17 protein-coding genes are annotated in these 14,596 nt (G+C 69.9%); 12 read left to right on the forward strand and 5 right to left on the reverse strand.

The window, feature by feature from the left end; genetic code table 11:
• Positions 1-326 precede the first annotated feature (326 nt).
• On the forward strand, positions 327-779 hold the full coding sequence (locus G6039_RS15780; protein ID WP_029546253.1) for a VOC family protein: 453 nt from the start codon (positions 327-329) through the stop codon (positions 777-779).
• 9 nt (positions 780-788) lie between these two features.
• Here the strand turns inward: G6039_RS15780 and G6039_RS15785 are convergent, their stop codons facing one another.
• Entirely contained in the window at positions 789-1,784 is a 996-nt protein-coding gene (locus G6039_RS15785) for a sigma-70 family RNA polymerase sigma factor (RefSeq protein WP_006947344.1), read from the reverse strand.
• 168 nt (positions 1,785-1,952) lie between these two features.
• Here G6039_RS15785 and G6039_RS15790 point away from each other — a divergent pair, with 168 nt between their 5' ends.
• Entirely contained in the window at positions 1,953-3,353 is a 1,401-nt protein-coding gene (locus tag G6039_RS15790) for an ABC1 kinase family protein (protein WP_006947345.1), read from the forward strand.
• 127 nt (positions 3,354-3,480) lie between these two features.
• Here G6039_RS15790 and G6039_RS15795 read toward each other — a convergent pair whose 3' ends face one another.
• Entirely contained in the window at positions 3,481-4,179 is a 699-nt protein-coding gene (locus G6039_RS15795) for an SDR family NAD(P)-dependent oxidoreductase (protein ID WP_029546250.1), read from the reverse strand.
• 180 nt (positions 4,180-4,359) lie between these two features.
• Positions 4,360-5,172 carry a bifunctional hydroxymethylpyrimidine kinase/phosphomethylpyrimidine kinase gene (gene thiD, locus G6039_RS15800; protein ID WP_029546248.1) on the reverse strand — a complete coding sequence of 271 codons (813 nt, stop codon included), beginning with the start codon at positions 5,170-5,172 and terminating at the stop codon, positions 4,360-4,362.
• Between the two features lie 260 nt (positions 5,173-5,432).
• Here thiD and G6039_RS15805 point away from each other — a divergent pair, with 260 nt between their 5' ends.
• Positions 5,433-6,140: an SOS response-associated peptidase gene (locus G6039_RS15805; RefSeq protein ID WP_029546246.1), complete on the forward strand. Its 708-nt coding sequence runs from the start codon at positions 5,433-5,435 to the stop codon at positions 6,138-6,140.
• Between the two features lie 98 nt (positions 6,141-6,238).
• Positions 6,239-6,472, forward strand: a complete 234-nt coding sequence (locus G6039_RS15810; RefSeq protein WP_029546243.1) for an alpha/beta fold hydrolase — start codon at positions 6,239-6,241, stop codon at positions 6,470-6,472.
• Between the two features lie 39 nt (positions 6,473-6,511).
• On the opposite strand, the gene G6039_RS15815 is transcribed toward G6039_RS15810, so the two are convergent.
• Together G6039_RS15815 and G6039_RS15820 are read right to left on the reverse strand one after the other, a co-directional pair.
• Positions 6,512-6,988 (reverse strand): hypothetical protein, encoded by a 477-nt coding sequence (locus tag G6039_RS15815; protein WP_029546241.1) that lies wholly within the window; start codon positions 6,986-6,988, stop codon positions 6,512-6,514.
• A gap of 54 nt (positions 6,989-7,042) precedes the next feature.
• Positions 7,043-7,381: a hypothetical protein gene (locus G6039_RS15820; RefSeq protein ID WP_029546239.1), complete on the reverse strand. Its 339-nt coding sequence runs from the start codon at positions 7,379-7,381 to the stop codon at positions 7,043-7,045.
• A 210-nt stretch (positions 7,382-7,591) separates the two neighbouring features.
• On the opposite strand from G6039_RS15820, the gene G6039_RS15825 reads away from it, so the two are divergent.
• From G6039_RS15825 to G6039_RS15860, 8 genes are all read left to right on the forward strand, one after another.
• Complete coding sequence (locus G6039_RS15825; protein WP_029546237.1) at positions 7,592-8,050, forward strand: hypothetical protein; 459 nt, start codon at positions 7,592-7,594, stop codon at positions 8,048-8,050.
• 96 nt (positions 8,051-8,146) lie between these two features.
• Positions 8,147-8,398 carry a hypothetical protein gene (locus tag G6039_RS15830; RefSeq protein WP_006947358.1) on the forward strand — a complete coding sequence of 84 codons (252 nt, stop codon included), beginning with the start codon at positions 8,147-8,149 and terminating at the stop codon, positions 8,396-8,398.
• Between the two features lie 142 nt (positions 8,399-8,540).
• The gene (locus G6039_RS15835) at positions 8,541-8,903 is read left to right on the forward strand and encodes a PadR family transcriptional regulator (protein ID WP_006947362.1); all 363 of its coding nucleotides are present in this window, start codon (positions 8,541-8,543) and stop codon (positions 8,901-8,903) included.
• Positions 8,903-10,246, forward strand: coding sequence for a permease prefix domain 1-containing protein (locus tag G6039_RS15840; protein ID WP_043802752.1), 1,344 nt, complete (start codon positions 8,903-8,905; stop codon positions 10,244-10,246). Before G6039_RS15835 ends, G6039_RS15840 begins: the two co-directional genes overlap by 1 nt.
• A 129-nt stretch (positions 10,247-10,375) precedes the next feature.
• Entirely contained in the window at positions 10,376-11,185 is an 810-nt protein-coding gene (locus tag G6039_RS15845) for a crotonase/enoyl-CoA hydratase family protein (protein ID WP_006947364.1), read from the forward strand.
• Between the two features lie 46 nt (positions 11,186-11,231).
• On the forward strand, positions 11,232-12,389 hold the full coding sequence (locus tag G6039_RS15850) for an acyl-CoA dehydrogenase family protein (RefSeq protein ID WP_043802748.1): 1,158 nt from the start codon (positions 11,232-11,234) through the stop codon (positions 12,387-12,389).
• 32 nt (positions 12,390-12,421) lie between these two features.
• Positions 12,422-13,972 carry an acyl-CoA synthetase gene (locus G6039_RS15855; protein WP_029546230.1) on the forward strand — a complete coding sequence of 517 codons (1,551 nt, stop codon included), beginning with the start codon at positions 12,422-12,424 and terminating at the stop codon, positions 13,970-13,972.
• Positions 13,969-14,592 (forward strand): TetR/AcrR family transcriptional regulator, encoded by a 624-nt coding sequence (locus G6039_RS15860; protein WP_043802744.1) that lies wholly within the window; start codon positions 13,969-13,971, stop codon positions 14,590-14,592. The genes G6039_RS15855 and G6039_RS15860 overlap by 4 nt, the downstream gene beginning before the upstream one ends.
• Positions 14,593-14,596 lie beyond the last annotated feature (4 nt).

Raw genomic sequence — 14,596 nt, forward strand, 5'->3', positions numbered from 1 at the left:
TCCCCTCCCCTCGGGCAGGGGGTCCGCGCCGGGCGCGTGACGCCCGGCGCCACGTCCCGCCTACGGGGGGAGGGAGGTGGGACGCGGTGTCTGTGACGGCCGATCGTCTCCGTCGGCCGGATGAAGCCAGGATACATACCCGCTGGGGTATGGTCCATCGCCTCGGTGCGCTGAGCACCGGCCGCAGAGCATAGTTCCTCGCACGGCTCTGCGCCGGGATTTCGGCGATCCCGGGCGGGCGATGAGTTTCCCGCTGCCGGGTGGTCTACCTGCTCGACACCCTCACCCGAGGTACCGTCCGCCCGCTCACACGCAAGGAGTTGAAGATGTCCCGCATGCTCTTCGCCAACCTGGCCGTCAAGGATGTCGCCGCCACCCGCACGTTCTTCGACGCTCTCGGCTTCACCTTCAACGAGATGTTCTGCGACGCCAACACCGCCTGCCTCGAGATCAACGAACAGACCTACGTGATGCTCCTCGAGGAGCCGCGCTTCCGCGATTTCATCACCGGCGACATCTGCGACACCGCCACGGCCCGTGAGGTGCTCATGAGCGTGTCCGCCGAGAGCCGCGACGAGGTCGACCGGCTCGTCGACGCCGCGCTCGCCGCCGGTGGCAGCGACTGGATCACCGCCGGCTCGGAGGAGATGAAGACCGACTTCATGTACGGCCGGGCCTTCCGCGACCTCGACGGGCACGTCTGGGAGGTCATGTGGATGGACGTCGAGGCCGCGGCCGCCGCGATGGGACCCCAGGCCGAGACGTCCGTGCAGACGTAGCGGCCGGCGTCAGGGGTGCTCGGGCAGCCCGAACAGGGCGAACAGCTCGGTGTCGAAGAACACCGTCACATGCACCACCCGGTCGCCCACGACATCGAGCACCTGCAGCTGAAACGGATGGTGCTGCCCGTCCTCGCCTCTCATGTAGAGGCCGAGGGCGGGCTGCCCGTTCGCCACCGTCGGCAGCAGAACCTGGTCTCCCGGCCCGCTCGCCGGGCAATGCGTCCGGATGAGGGTCCCGATCGCCTCGGCGCCGCGGTACCAGCCCTCGAACGGCGGCATCTCCCAGACCGCCTCCTGGGTGAGCATCTCGACGATCGAATCGATGTCGTACTTCTCGAACCCCTCGACCCAGCGCCGCACCAGCGCCTGCGCCTCCGGGCTCTCCGGCTCGACCAGATTCTCCTTCGTCACCTGCGCCTGCTGCAGCTGCGCGCGGGCCCGCTGGAGCAGGCTGTTCACCGCGGCCGTCGAGGTGTCCAGCGCGGTGGCCACCTCCGTCGCCCGCCACTGCAGCACGTCCCTCAGCAGCAGCACTGCCCGCTGCCGCGCCGACAGATGCTGCAGCGCCGCCACGAACGCCAGACGGATGGACTCGCGCGAGGTCACGATCGCCGCCGGGTCCGTCGGGTCGTCCGGCCGACCGTCGTCGCCGAGGGATCCGCCGGGAATCGGCTCGAGCCACGGCACTTCCCCGCGCTCGACGAGGTCGTCGACCGGATCCGAACTCGGCGCCCCCAGCCCCGTCGGCAGCGGCCGGCGCGATCGGCCCTCCAGCGCGGTCAGGCACACGTTGGTCGCGATGCGGTGCAGCCACGTCCGCAGCGACGAGCGGCCGCCGAAGTTGGCGTAGCCGCGCCAGGCGCGCAGGTACGTCTCCTGCACGAGGTCCTCCGCGTCGTGGATCGAGCCACTCATCCGGTAACAGTGCGCCAGCAGCTCACGCCGGTACGGACCGGCGAGCGTCAGAAAGTCGTCCTGCGAATCGAGAACCTGCTCCGTCATGGTGTGCCCCCGCCTGCCCGTCGGTCCGAAGTGCAGTTACGAGCGTGAGCGTAGCCCTGGGGGCCGACAGGAAACAGGGTCTCGAACTATCTGTGCACTCCGGGTACCGTCCAGTAACTGCCCCCGGCCGACAGCCCCGCCGGCAGGCAGCAAGGACGAGGGGGACGCGTGCCCGACATCGCGCCACGACCGACAGGCCCGTACGCCGGGGGACCGCCCGCGTCGGCCCTGCACGTCGACATGCCCCCGCTCGAGCGTTTCGGTCTGCGCGAAGCCGGCCGCACGGTCGTCGTCGCCGTGGTGCTCGTCGTCAGCGTGCTGCTGAAGCTGCTGGCCTGGCCGCTGCGACCCGACGGGCGCGGCCCGGCCGACGCCGCCGCCGAGGGCACCGTCGACGCATTCGAGATCCTCGGCCCCACGTTCGTCAAGCTCGGCCAGCTCATGGCGTCGTCGTCCGGTGTGTTCCCCAAGCCGCTGGCCGACGCGTGCCTGCGCTGCCTGGACGACGTCGCGCCCGTCTCCGCGGACCAGGCCCGCGCCGTGATCGAGGAAGACCTCGGGCATCCCGTCGGCGAACTGTTCGCCCGGTTCGACGACCTGCCGCTGGCCGCCGCGTCCGTCGGCCAGGTGCACGCGTGCGTGCTGCACGACGGGCGGGAGGCGGTCGTGAAGGTGCAGCGGCCCGGCATCGCCCACCGCATGCTCATCGACCTGCGTGCGGCCTACCTCGGCGCGCGCCTGCTGCAGGCCTTCGAGTTCTTCCGCATCGCGAACGCCACCGCCATCATCCGCGACCTGCACTCGTCCACGATGACCGAACTCAACAGTGCGGTCGAGGCGGACCGGCAGAGCCGGTTCCGGGAGTGCATCGGCGCGTTCGGGGACAACACGGCCGTCACCACGCCGCAGGTGTACTGGGACTACTGCGGGCCGCGCGTGATCTGCATGGAACGCCTTCGCGGTGTGCCCATGGACCGCGTGCCCGCCGACGCCGGCATCGACACCCGCCTGCTCATCCGCCGCGGGGTGAAGGTATGGATCGAATCGGTCGTCCTGCACGGGCCGTTCCACGGCGACGTGCACGCCGGGAACCTGTGGCTGCTCGACGACGGCCGCCTCGCCTTCCTGGACTTCGGCATCGTCGGCGAGCTGCCCGAGCACTGGCGCGCCATCCTGCGCGACCTGTTCCGCGCGACCGCCATCGACGGGGACTTCGCCCGCGTGGCGCAAGGCATCCGCGCACTCGGCTACACCAGCGGACTCGATGCCGACGACGCCGAGATCGGCCGGCAGGTGGCGCAGGCCCTCGCTCCGCTCCTCGGCCGCGACCTCGGACAGCTCCGGCTCAGCGAACTCATCGTCGCGCTGATCCGGCTCGGCAAGCAATGGGGGATCGCCAGCCCGGAGGAACTGGTGCTGTTCGGCAAGCAGCTCGGCTACTTCGAGCGCTACGCCACCGCCCTCGCCCCCGGCTGGGTCATCGGCCAGGACCTGTACCTGCTGCGCAACGTCTTCCCGGAGGAGGTGGCGCGCCGCGCCGGCGAGCAGGGGCTCGAGCTACCCGCGTAGCGCGGGCGCGGGCGCGGGGGGCGCGGGGGCGAGCGAATGTATCGTTCAGCTCCTCACGTCGACAGCATGGTCCATTCGCTCGGTTCGAGCCGGAGCGGCCCGACGGGTGCGGAGTGCGCCGGGCGCGTCAGCCCACATGCGTGACGGGTATCGAAGCCCCGGTGACGGCGGCGCCGTCGTCGGAGAGCAGGAACCGGATCACGCGCGCGATCTCGGCGGGCTGCGACCACGAGCGCCGGTTCGCGTCGGGCATCGCCGCCCGGTTCGCGGGCGTGTCGATGACGACGGGCAGCAGCGCGTTGACCCGGACGCCGTCGGCGGCGTACTCGACGGCCAGGGTCTCGACCAGTGCGGTCACGGCGGCCTTCGACGCGACGTAGGCGGCGCCCCCGGCGAACGGCCGCTTCGTCGCCGCGGTCGACATGCAGACCACCGACCCACCGCTGCCCGCGAGCAGGTGCGGCAGCGCCGCGCGGGTCACGGCGTAGGCGGTGCGCACGTTGAGATCCAGCTGGGCGTCGAGGACCTCGATCGGAGTCTCGTGCACCCGCGGCCCCGAGGTGAACCCGCCCACCAGATTCACCACACCGAACAGGGGCGCGGATTCCTCGGCCGCCGCGAGCGAGACGGCCTGCCGCAGCTGCGCCTCGTCGGACAGGTCCGCCTCCACGAGATGCAGACGCGGATGGTCCGCGAGCCGGCCGAGTTCGGTACGAGCCACCCAGGGGACCACGACCCGCCAGCCGGTCTCGAGCAGATGCGTCGTGACGGCGGCACCGAGCCCGCCGGTGCCGCCGGTGACGAGCGCGGTCCGGATCGCGGTCATGGGAATCCTCTCGGCCGAGCGGACGGATGCCCGTCCACGATAGGCGTCGGACGTGCCCGCGCATCGCGATACCGAGCCACACGCGCCGGTTCCGGACATCGACAACCGTCCCGGCGGTTGTCGATGTCCGAAACATGCACTCCGATAGGCGAATCCGGATCGCCGACGGACGGGGTGGTCCTATGCCGTGCGCGACGCCGCGTACGCGCCCTGCCACACCGTGTCGAACGGCGTGTGCGCCCCGACCCGGCCCTCGATGCCGGCGGTGACGAAGTCCTTCGCCAGCGCGACGGCGGCGGGCACGTCGGCGCCCTTGGCGAGTTCGGCGGTCACGGCCGCGGCGAGCGTGCAGCCGGCGCCGGAGACCCGTTCCCGGCCGACCTTCGGCGCGGAGAACACGGTGACCTCCACACCGTCGAAGAGCACGTCGACGGCGTCGTCGCCGGCCAGCTCCACGCCGCCCTTGGCCAGGACGTACCGCGGGCCGAGGGCGTGGATGCGGCGGGCGGCCTCGACGAGGTCGTCGACGCTCTCGATGCGGTCCATCCCCGCCAGGGTGCGGGCCTCGAACAGGTTGGGGGTGACCACCGTGGCCAGGGGCAGCACGGCCTCGCGCAGCGCGTTGTCGGTGTCGAGCGCGGCGCCGGGCTCCTGACCCTTGCAGATCAGCACCGGGTCCAGGACGACGTGCCGCCACGACCGGCGACGCAGGCCCTCGGCGACCACCTCGATGGTCGAGGGGGTGCCGAGCATGCCGATCTTGACGACGTCGAGGTCGTGGGCCGCGGTGGCGGCCTCGATCTGGTCCGCGATGACCTCGGGCGCGATCGGGACGAAGCGGTGCGACCAGTCGTTCCGCGGGTCGAACGAGACGATGCAGGTGGTGGTGCCGACGCCGTAGACGCCCAGCTCCTGGAATGTCTTCAGATCCACCTGCAACCCTGCGCCGCCGGTGGCTTCGGACCCGGCGATGACATAGGCGAGGTCGACCACGATGTACTCCAATCCGATGGGGGACAGACTGCGTGCCGGACCCGGAAGGTACCGGCACGTCGGGGGAGACCGCGGCTGCCCGCGACGTCGTCGCCGGGTTCGCACGATCGGTCCCGGCACCAGGCTAGCGCGCCCGGCCGTGCGTCCCGGCCGGACGACCTGCGCCGATGACCGGCGTCACATACGGTCCGGCGCATGTCGGTGCGGTGCGGCACCATGGGAATCGACCGGTCGAGGCACGACGACAGAAGGTGGGCGGCATGTGCGGTCGGTATGCGAGCACGGTCACCGATCAGGAACTGCGCTCCCTGTTCGACGTGGTGGAGACGGTGGGCGAGCCGCTGCCCCCGTCGTACAACGTCGCGCCGACGCAGACGGTGCGGGTGGTGCTCGAGCGCGCCCCGAAGGACGATCCGGGCGTGGAGGCGGTGCGTCAGCTCCGGTCCGCCCGGTGGGGGCTGGTGCCGTCGTGGGCCAAGGACCCGAAGATCGGCAACCGGCTGATCAATGCCCGCTGCGAGACGATCACCGAGAAACCGTCGTTCAAGGCCGCGGCCGCCCGGCGACGGTGCATCCTGCCGGCCGACGGGTACTTCGAGTGGCAGAAGCGCGAGGACGGCACCAAGGTGCCGTACTTCCTGCACGGCGACGGCGTGCTCGGAATGGCCGGCCTGTACGAGCTGTGGCCGGATCCGAGCCTGCCGGACGACCATCCCGACAAGTGGCTGTGGACCGTCACGGTGCTGACGACGGAGGCCACCGACGCCGCCGGGCAGATCCACGAGCGGTGCCCGCTGGTGCTGCCGCCGTCCTTCCACGACGTGTGGCTCGATCCGGCCCTCACCGACCGCGACGACGTCGACGCGCTGATCGCCTCCGTCCCCGAACCCCACCTGGAGCCCTACGAGGTCGGCACCGCGGTCAACAACCCTCGCAACAACCGCCCGGAACTGCTCGAGCCGGTGTGAGTGGCGCAGGGCCACCGGGGCTCGGGTGGCCCTGCCGTGGCGCGCCTCGCGATCCGAATCACTTTCCATGAAGGGAGGATTCGCGGAATCGGGGGGCGATGCTGTGGAACGCCGTGCCGACGGACGTGCCGACGGGTCTCGACCGGATCGCGTGCCCCGTCACCCTCGCGCAGGGCGTACTCGACGTCGTCGCCTCCGCGCAGACGGTGCGGTACGTCCCGCTGGTTCCCGGGGCCCGGTTCGTGCCGCTGCCGTGGGCCGGGCATGCGCCGCAGTGGGCTGTCCCCGAGGCGATCGTCGACCTGGTCCGGCGGGCCGCGGCGGAGGCATGATTCCGGCGAGCGGGTGCCGGCTGCACTTCCGCTGGTGGCTCAGCCGATCCGGACGCCGTCCGTGACGACCCAGATTCCGTCGGCGCTCTCCCGGACGGGCCGGCGCAGCTGGAGCACCACGATGCTGCCGTCCGCCCGGTTGGTCACCTCGACGGTGTGCGGGTCGGCCGCGCGTGCGTCGGTGTCGCTCCATCCGAATCGGTCCGCCACGAACGCCTGCGCGACGAGGGACGGATCCAGCCGCCACGGCTGGCTACCCTCGTCGACCGCGCGCTGAAGCGCTTCGGCCTGCTCCGGGGTGAGGTCTTCTCCGGGAAAGGACGACCCGGCCGGTGGCGTCGCGTCCTCGCTCGTCGCGGCCGGCGACGTCTCCGGCGAGGAGGACGCGGGGGCGCTCTCGGCCGTCGTCGCCGGTGCCGGTGCCGACGCGGGAACGGACGCGCTCATGGTCGATTGCGCACCCGGCGTGGTGTCGCCGTCGCCGCACGACGTGACCAATCCTACCGAGACGGCCACTGCAGCAACAGTTTTCCACAATCGTACCCGCACGGAATCCTCCTCGCGATCCGGTCACCGAGGCCGGGTGAACCGGAACTCCCACGGTTGCTGCCCGTTACCGGTCTGCACCCAGTGATCGTCCTCGATGTGCCGGAGCACCTCGGCGAGGCTTCGGTTCATCTCCGGCGCCCACGCCTCCTGCGGCGGGATGTCCCCCCACGTCCGGGGGACCGGGAAGGTGGGACCGACATAGCGGCGTTCCTCGTCCACCCGGCCGACGAACCGCTTGTACGCGTTGCCGTACTGCGAACTCAGCGTCGCGAGCAGGGAGGCCCACCACGACGTGCCGCCCGCGTCCTCCAGCTCCACGGTCAGCGTCTCCGCGTCCCCGGTTCCCGAGCTCTCGCCCATGTCTACTCCCCACCTCGTCCTTCGCGGTGTCCGTCACCGGCGACGGGAGTCGACCTTTTCTCGCTCACCAGCCCCTCGATGTGCTGGAAGAGGTCGTTCTCGCCCATGGGAAGGCCCCCTCGCCGTGGTCGTGCCCCGGGCATAGACGGTATCCGGGGCAGACAAACCCGTCCGCGTTTCGCGGTCCCACGGCTCGGGTACCTCGCAGCCATGAGTATCGAAGACGGTCCCGGCGACACGCTCAGCCCGAGCGAGGGCCTCGATTCCGACGAAGTCCGCAACGACGACGGCGACGAGGTCGTGGACCCGCCGGAGGGCTGGAGCGGGGCCGACCGGTTCGGCACCACGCAGCGGGAGGAGCAGGAAGGCGAGTCGCTGGACCAGCGCCTCGCCGAGGAGGAACCCGACGTGGCGCCCCCGGAGCCGCTCGAGCGGCCGGTTGCGGCCATGCCGGACGACGAGCTGACCGAGGACATCGTCGACGAGGTCTACGACGGCGGAGGCGACACAGCCGTCTACGACGGCGGAGGCGACACAGCCGTCGTCGACGGCGGACGTAAGCACGCAGAGCTGGTCGAGGGTGTCATCGTCGAGGACTCGCGGGTCGATCGAGGTCAGATCGGCGGCAGCCCCGAGGACGGCGAGTCCCTCTTCCCGGTGGTCGAGTGAGATGGGCGCCGCCGGTGACGCGCAGGTGCCGACACGGAGGCGGTCCTGCCGTGGTAGGGGTGTCCGGAAGAGCGATCGATGCAATGATCATTTGTCATGAGTGACAACTCGGGAGTTGCAGGCAGGGGCGGGCTCACCGTCGGCTCGCGGGTGGTGGTGCGTCGTGGCGACGACAAGAGCCGACTGCCCGGAGTGGTGGTCGAGGACTATGCGAGCGAAGCCGCCCGGGCCGGCGAGCAGCTCGGGCGGGACTGGGCGCCGGTGCGCCGGTGGGCCGTCGCGCTGGACGACGGCCGGCTCGTCTTCGCCGACGACGACGAGGTCGAGGCGGAGCCGAAGAAGTCCTGACCGCTGTCCGTACGCCCCGGACCCTCGCGATCAACCCCGCCGGCGTGCCGGCCTTGGACGAACCGGGCGCATCGAGAAGTGCGGTTGGCTCATGCCTGAATCTGCTAGGTTGATACCTAGCTGATCTAGGCATAGGAGTTCTATGTACCTCGACAAGGACCTGGTGGCGGCCTCGGCGACCCCGCTTGTGCTCGGAATCCTCGCCGACGGCGACTCCTACGGGTACGCCATCCTCAAACGAGTCAAGGATCTGTCCGGTGGACGGATCCAATGGACCGACGGAATGCTGTACCCGCTGCTGCATCGCCTGGAACGGTCCGGATACGTGTCGGCGTCGTGGGGAAGTTCCGACAGTGGGCGACGGCGCAAGCACTACGCGATCACCGACGCAGGCCGGAGCGTGCTCGCGGAACGGCGCAGTCAGTGGGACGTCGTGGCGGACGCGCTGGACCAGGTCTGGCGCTGCGCCGAGGTGCCCGCGACCCCCGCCGGAGGATGGTCGTGATGGACACCGATGCCGCGCTGGAGTCGCAGATCGGTCAGTGGCGCGGCTACGTCGAGCGTCGTCGCGCGATATCCGCCGCCGACGCCGACGAGATGGAAGACCACCTGCGTGACCAGATCTCGGATCTGTCCGCCGCCGGACTGGGGACCGACGAGGCCTTCCTGGTCGCGGTCAAACGCATGGGCAGCGTGGACGACATCTCCCGCGAGTTCGCGCGGGAGCATTCCGAGCGCCTGTGGAAGCAACTCGTGCTGATGCCCGCACCGGACGACGGTGCCACGCGGCCCACACGTGAGCTGTTCGTCGTGCTCGCGCTCGCCGTCGGCGCGGCGGTCGCCCTGAAGGCCGGACTGGCGACACTGGACGAGGGCGTCGTCGTGCGCAACGTCAGCCTGCTCGTGCTTCCGTTCCTCGCCGGGTACTTCGCCTGGAAGCGCCGCGTGACGCCCCGCGGCGCCGCGGCGCTGCTGGTGCCGTTCGCCCTGGTGGCGGTCGTGACGAACGCGTTTCCCTTCGTCCCGAACGGATCGACCGAGGTGATCGCCGCGATCCATGCCCCGATCGCGTTGTGGTTCGTCGTCGGCCTCGCCTATGTCGGAGGCGAGTGGCGGTCCGACCGGCGGTGGATGGACTTCGTCCGATTCACCGGCGAATGGGTCGTCTATCTCACCCTGCTCGCCCTCGGCGGCGGCGTCCTCGTGGGCCTGACGATCGGCGCGTTCGACGCGCTCGGCACGGATGCCGAGTGGGTCGTCGAGGATTGGGTGCTGCCGTTCGGTGCGGCGGGCGCGGTCGTCGTCGCCGCCTGGCTCGTGGAGGCGAAGCAGAACGTGGTGGAGAACATCGCGCCCGTCCTCACCCGCGTGTTCACCCCCCTCACAATCCTCATGTTGCTGGTGCTGCTCGCGGCGTTCGCGACCACCGGTAGCGTCGTCGACGTCGACCGAAACCTGTTGATCCTGATGGACCTCATCCTCGTCGTCGTCCTGGGGCTGCTGCTGTATGCGATCTCCGCCCGCGAACCTCACCTGCCGCCCGACCTGTTCGACCGTCTCCAGCTCGTCCTCGTCGTCCTCGCTCTCGCGGTCGACCTGCTCATGCTCACAGCCATGCTCACCCGGATCGCGGAGTTCGGCTTCACCCCCAACAAGGTGGCCGCTCTCGGGATGAACCTGGTCCTACTGGTCAATCTTGCCTGGTCGGCCCGGCTCGTCCTCGGGTTCGTCCGTGGCCGCCGCGGGTTCGGCTCCCTCGAACGCTGGCAGACCCGCTACCTGCCCGTCTTCGGCATCTGGGCGGCGCTGGTCGTCTGCCTCCTCCCGCCGATGTTCGACTTCGCGTGACCGTCGGTCACCGAACAACGGCAGTCGATCCGTCCATGCCTTTACAACCGGTCCGCAAGGCAGTAATTTGAACGATCGTTCGACCTAATCTGCTGCCTGCCGCCGATCGCCGGCCGAAAGGACCTCCGCATGAGCGCACCCGAGGACGTCGTACTCTCCCGCCGGGAAGGCCACGTCACGACGTGGACGATCAACCTGCCCGAGGCGCGCAATCCGATCTCCGGCGACGACGTCGTCGAGCGGCTGGTGCAGCTGGTGGAGGAGGCGAACGCGGACTACGAGACCCGCGTGGTGATCCTCACCGGCGCCGGCAGCGCGTTCTCGGCCGGCGGCAACGTCAAGGACATGGCCGACCGCGCCGGGATGTTCGGTGGTGCCCCGCATCAGCTGCGTGAGGGCTACCGTCGCGGAATCCAGCGGCTGCCCAAGGCGATCTACCACTGCGAGGTGCCGATCATCGCCGCCGTCAACGGACCCGCGGTCGGCGCCGGCTGCGACCTGGCCATGATGTGCGACATGCGGATCGCTTCGAGCACCGCATTCTTCGCCGAGAGCTTCGTCAAGCTCGGCATCATCCCCGGCGACGGCGGCGCGTGGCTGCTGCCCCGCGCCATCGGTGCGGCGCGGGCCGCGGAGATGGCCTTCACCGGCGACCGGGTCGACGCGGCGACCGCGCTGGACTGGGGCATGGTCTCCCGCGTCGTCGAACCCGAGCAGCTGCTGGTCACCGCGAACGAACTCGCCGCCCGCGTCGCGGTGAATCCGCCGCACGCGCTGCGCATGACCAAGAAGCTGATGCGCGAGGGGCAGCGCCAGGATCTCGACAGCATCCTCGAGCTCTCCGCCGCGTTCCAGGCCCTCTCGCACCACACCGCCGACCACGGTGAGGCACTCTCGGCGTTCCTCGAACGCCGCACCGGGAACTTCACCGGCAACTGACCGCCCCGGCCCCCGAGCCGCCGCACACAACGAAGGAGAGACGGCCGTGGAGCGGACGATCTTCACTCAGGAACACGACGAATTCCGTTCCATGCTGCGGGATTTCATCGACCGCGAGGTTCTGCCGCATCAGGCGGAGTGGGATGCGCTGGGCCGGCCGCCGCGCGAGTTCTTCCACCGTCTCGGTGAGCTCGGCGTCCTCGGTATCCAGGTGCCCGAGGAGTTCGGCGGCGGCGGCGAATCGAGCTTCAAGTACAACGCCATCGTGTTCGAGGAGGTGGCCCGGGCCGGCGTGTCGTTCGGTTCCTACACCGTGCACTCCTGCCTGATCCTGCCGTACCTGCTCGAGTACGGCAGCGACGAGCAGCGGAAGCGCTGGCTGCCGGACTTCGCGTCCGGCCGGATGATGACCGCCATCGCGATGACCGAGCCCGGCACCGGCTCGGACCTGGCCAACATCGCCACCACCGCCAAGCTGTCCGCCGACGGCTCGCACTACGTCGTCAACGGCGCGAAGACGTTCATCACCGGCGGCGTCACCGCCGACCTGGTCCTCACCGTCTGCCGGACGGCGCCGTTCGACCCGGAGGACCGCCGTGCCGGCCTGTCGATCCTCTGCGTGCCCACCGATGCCGAGGGGTTCTCCGTCGGTCGCAAGCTGGACAAGATCGGGCTGCACCAGCAGGACACCGCCGAGCTGTCGTACCAGGATGTGCGGGTTCCGGTGGAGAATCTCCTCGGCGAGGAGGGCAAGGCCTTCGGCTACCTCGCCCACAACCTGCCCCAGGAACGCCTGAGCATCGCGCTCAACCAGGTCGGCCAGGCCGCGGCCGCGATCGAGCATGCCGTCGCATACACCAAGGACCGCAAGGTGTTCGGCAAGCCGGTGGCCTCCTTCCAGAACACCAAGTTCGTTCTCGCGGAATGCTCCGCCGAGGTGCAGGCGGCGCGAGTCTTCGCCGACCACTGCCTCGAGCTGCTCGACCGGGGCGAGCTGTCGGTGGCGGACGCCGCCCGTGCCAAGCTGTACTGCACCGAGGTCGCCGGCCGCGTGATCGACAAGTGCCTGCAGTTGCACGGTGGCTACGGCTACATCACCGAAGACCCGATCGCCCGCCTCTACGCCGACACCCGCGTCAGCCGGATCTACGGCGGCACCAGCGAAGTCATGAAGACGATCATCGCCAAGGACCTCGGCCTCTAGACGTCCCGGTGGGACCGGCAGAAGGAGCACGAATGTATCCAGGACGCTATGCCTCGATCACCCCGGACAAGCCGGCGGCGATCGAGGCGGCCACGGGGCGCGAGATCAGTTACCGCGAGCTCGAGGACCGTTCGGTGCAGTTCGCGCACTGGCTCCGCGCCCACGGCCTCGGCGCGGGCGACCACCTCGCCGTGCTGTCGGTCAACGACGTGACCGTCTTCGAACTGTACTGGGCTGCAGTGCGTTCCGGCATGTACGTGACGTTCGTGAACACGCATCTCGCCCCGCCCGAGGTCGCCTACATCGTGGACGATTGTGACGCCGCGGCTCTCGTGGTGTCCGCGCCGCTCGTGGACCTCGCGGTCGCCGTGGCCGGCGACACGCCGAAGGTGCGGCACCGCCTGGCGTTCGGCGGCGACGTTCCCGGCCACCTCGGATACGAGGCCGAGATCGCCGCGATGAGCACCACCGCGCCGGTCGACCAGCCCGGCGGGACGGACATGCTCTACTCGTCGGGCACGACCGGCCGGCCGAAGGGGATCAAGCCCGCGCTCAGCGGAGCGCAGGTCGGTGAGCAGGCGGCCTCCAACGCGGTCGGGCTGCTGCAGAGCTTCGGCTTCGACGACGACTGCGTGTACTACGCGCCCGCCCCGATCTACCATGCCGCGCCCCTGCGGTTCGGCGCCGCGGCGCAGGCACTCGGCGGCACAGCGATCGTCGCGGGCAGGTTCGACGCCGAGACCTGCCTCGCCGACCTCGAGCGCTACCGCGTGACCCACAGTCAGTGGGTGCCCACGCATTTCGTCCGGCTCCTGAAGCTGCCCGAGCAGGTCCGCGGCCGCTACGACCTGTCCGCGATGCGCGCCGCCATCCACTCCGCCGCGCCGTGCCCCGTCGAGGTCAAGCAGGCGATGATCGACTGGTGGGGCGAGGTGATCTACGAGTACTACTCGTCCACCGAATCCGTGGGCAGCACCATCGTCTCGCCGCAGGAATGGCTCCGGAAGCCCGGCACCGTCGGCCGCACCGGACACGGCCATGCCAGCCTCGCGCACATCTGTGCCGAGGACGGAACGGAGTTGCCGCACGGACAGATCGGGTTGATCTACTTCGAACGTCCCGGCTACAGCTTCGAGTATCACAACGACCCGGAGAAGACGGCCGAGTCCCGCAACCCGCTCCACCCCACCTGGGCGACGACCGGGGACATCGGATACCTGGACGAGGACGACTACCTCTTCCTCACCGACCGGGCGAAGTTCACCATCATCTCCGGCGGGGTGAACATCTATCCGCAGGAGATCGAGAACGCCCTCGCCTTGCACCCCAAGGTGTTCGACGTGGCAGTGATCGGTGTGCCGGATGCCGAGATGGGCGAATCGGTCAAGGCGGTCGTCCAGCCGGCGGCGGGCGTCGCCGGCGACGACGCGCTCGCCGCGGAGCTGATCGCCTACTGCCGCGACCGCATCGCCGGGTACAAGTGCCCGCGCAGCGTCGACTTCGTCGACGCGCTGCCCCGGACACCCACCGGCAAGCTCGTCAAGGGGGCGCTGCGCCCCGCGACCGCCGGAGGAAACGGATGAGTGTTCGACGGGGAACATACGCACGACAGGGCGACACCGTGGCGCCGTCGGAGCGGCAACGGGTGTTCATCGAGGCGGCGCGTCGCGAGTTCGTCCGCAACGGATACGGTGCGTCGTCGATCCGGACGATCGCCCAGGAGGCGGGCGTGAGCCTGTCGGCGCTGTACTACCACTACAAGAACAAGCAGGACCTGCTGCTGGCCATCCTCATCGACGGCGTGAACGCCTTCGACGCGATGTGCGACGAGGAGCTGTCACGCGTCGGTGACGACCCGGTGGAGCGGCTCCGGGCCCTGGTGGTCGCCCTGGTCCGGTTCCGGACCATCTGCCAGGAACAGAGCCTGATGATCGGCACCGAGGTTCGCAACCTGGAACCGGAGAACGCGGCCGTCTACGAGCAGCGGCGGCGTTCCGGAAACGAGTTGCTGGGCAGCATCATCGACGACGGGATGCGATCCGGAGCGTTCACCACCCCCTACCCGGAGGACTGTCGCCGCTCGATCCTGGCGATGACGACCTCGATCGCGAACTGGTACGACCCGGACGGTCCGGACACCCCCGCCGACATCGCGGCCCGGTACGGCGATCTGGCCCTGCTGTTGCTGCAGCCGCGACCCTGACCCC

The sequence above is a fragment of the Rhodococcus aetherivorans genome (assembly GCF_011058165.1).
GTDB lineage: Bacteria > Actinomycetota > Actinomycetes > Mycobacteriales > Mycobacteriaceae > Rhodococcus > Rhodococcus aetherivorans.

Bases quoted from the DNA above. Each gene is read 5' to 3' on its own strand.
- G6039_RS15830 (WP_006947358.1), top strand. From the start codon at position 8,147: ATGAGTGACAACTCGGGAGTTGCAGGCAGGGGCGGGCTCACCGTCGGC.
- G6039_RS15820 (WP_029546239.1), bottom strand. From the start codon at position 7,381: ATGGGCGAGAGCTCGGGAACCGGGGACGCGGAGACGCTGACCGTGGAG.
- G6039_RS15840 (WP_043802752.1), top strand. From the start codon at position 8,903: ATGGACACCGATGCCGCGCTGGAGTCGCAGATCGGTCAGTGGCGCGGC.
- G6039_RS15835 (WP_006947362.1), top strand. From the start codon at position 8,541: ATGTACCTCGACAAGGACCTGGTGGCGGCCTCGGCGACCCCGCTTGTG.
- G6039_RS15795 (WP_029546250.1), bottom strand. From the start codon at position 4,179: ATGACCGCGATCCGGACCGCGCTCGTCACCGGCGGCACCGGCGGGCTC.
- G6039_RS15825 (WP_029546237.1), top strand. From the start codon at position 7,592: ATGAGTATCGAAGACGGTCCCGGCGACACGCTCAGCCCGAGCGAGGGC.
- G6039_RS15845 (WP_006947364.1), top strand. From the start codon at position 10,376: ATGAGCGCACCCGAGGACGTCGTACTCTCCCGCCGGGAAGGCCACGTC.
- G6039_RS15855 (WP_029546230.1), top strand. From the start codon at position 12,422: ATGTATCCAGGACGCTATGCCTCGATCACCCCGGACAAGCCGGCGGCG.
- G6039_RS15805 (WP_029546246.1), top strand. From the start codon at position 5,433: ATGTGCGGTCGGTATGCGAGCACGGTCACCGATCAGGAACTGCGCTCC.
- G6039_RS15785 (WP_006947344.1), bottom strand. From the start codon at position 1,784: ATGACGGAGCAGGTTCTCGATTCGCAGGACGACTTTCTGACGCTCGCC.
- G6039_RS15860 (WP_043802744.1), top strand. From the start codon at position 13,969: ATGAGTGTTCGACGGGGAACATACGCACGACAGGGCGACACCGTGGCG.
- G6039_RS15810 (WP_029546243.1), top strand. From the start codon at position 6,239: ATGCTGTGGAACGCCGTGCCGACGGACGTGCCGACGGGTCTCGACCGG.
- G6039_RS15780 (WP_029546253.1), top strand. From the start codon at position 327: ATGTCCCGCATGCTCTTCGCCAACCTGGCCGTCAAGGATGTCGCCGCC.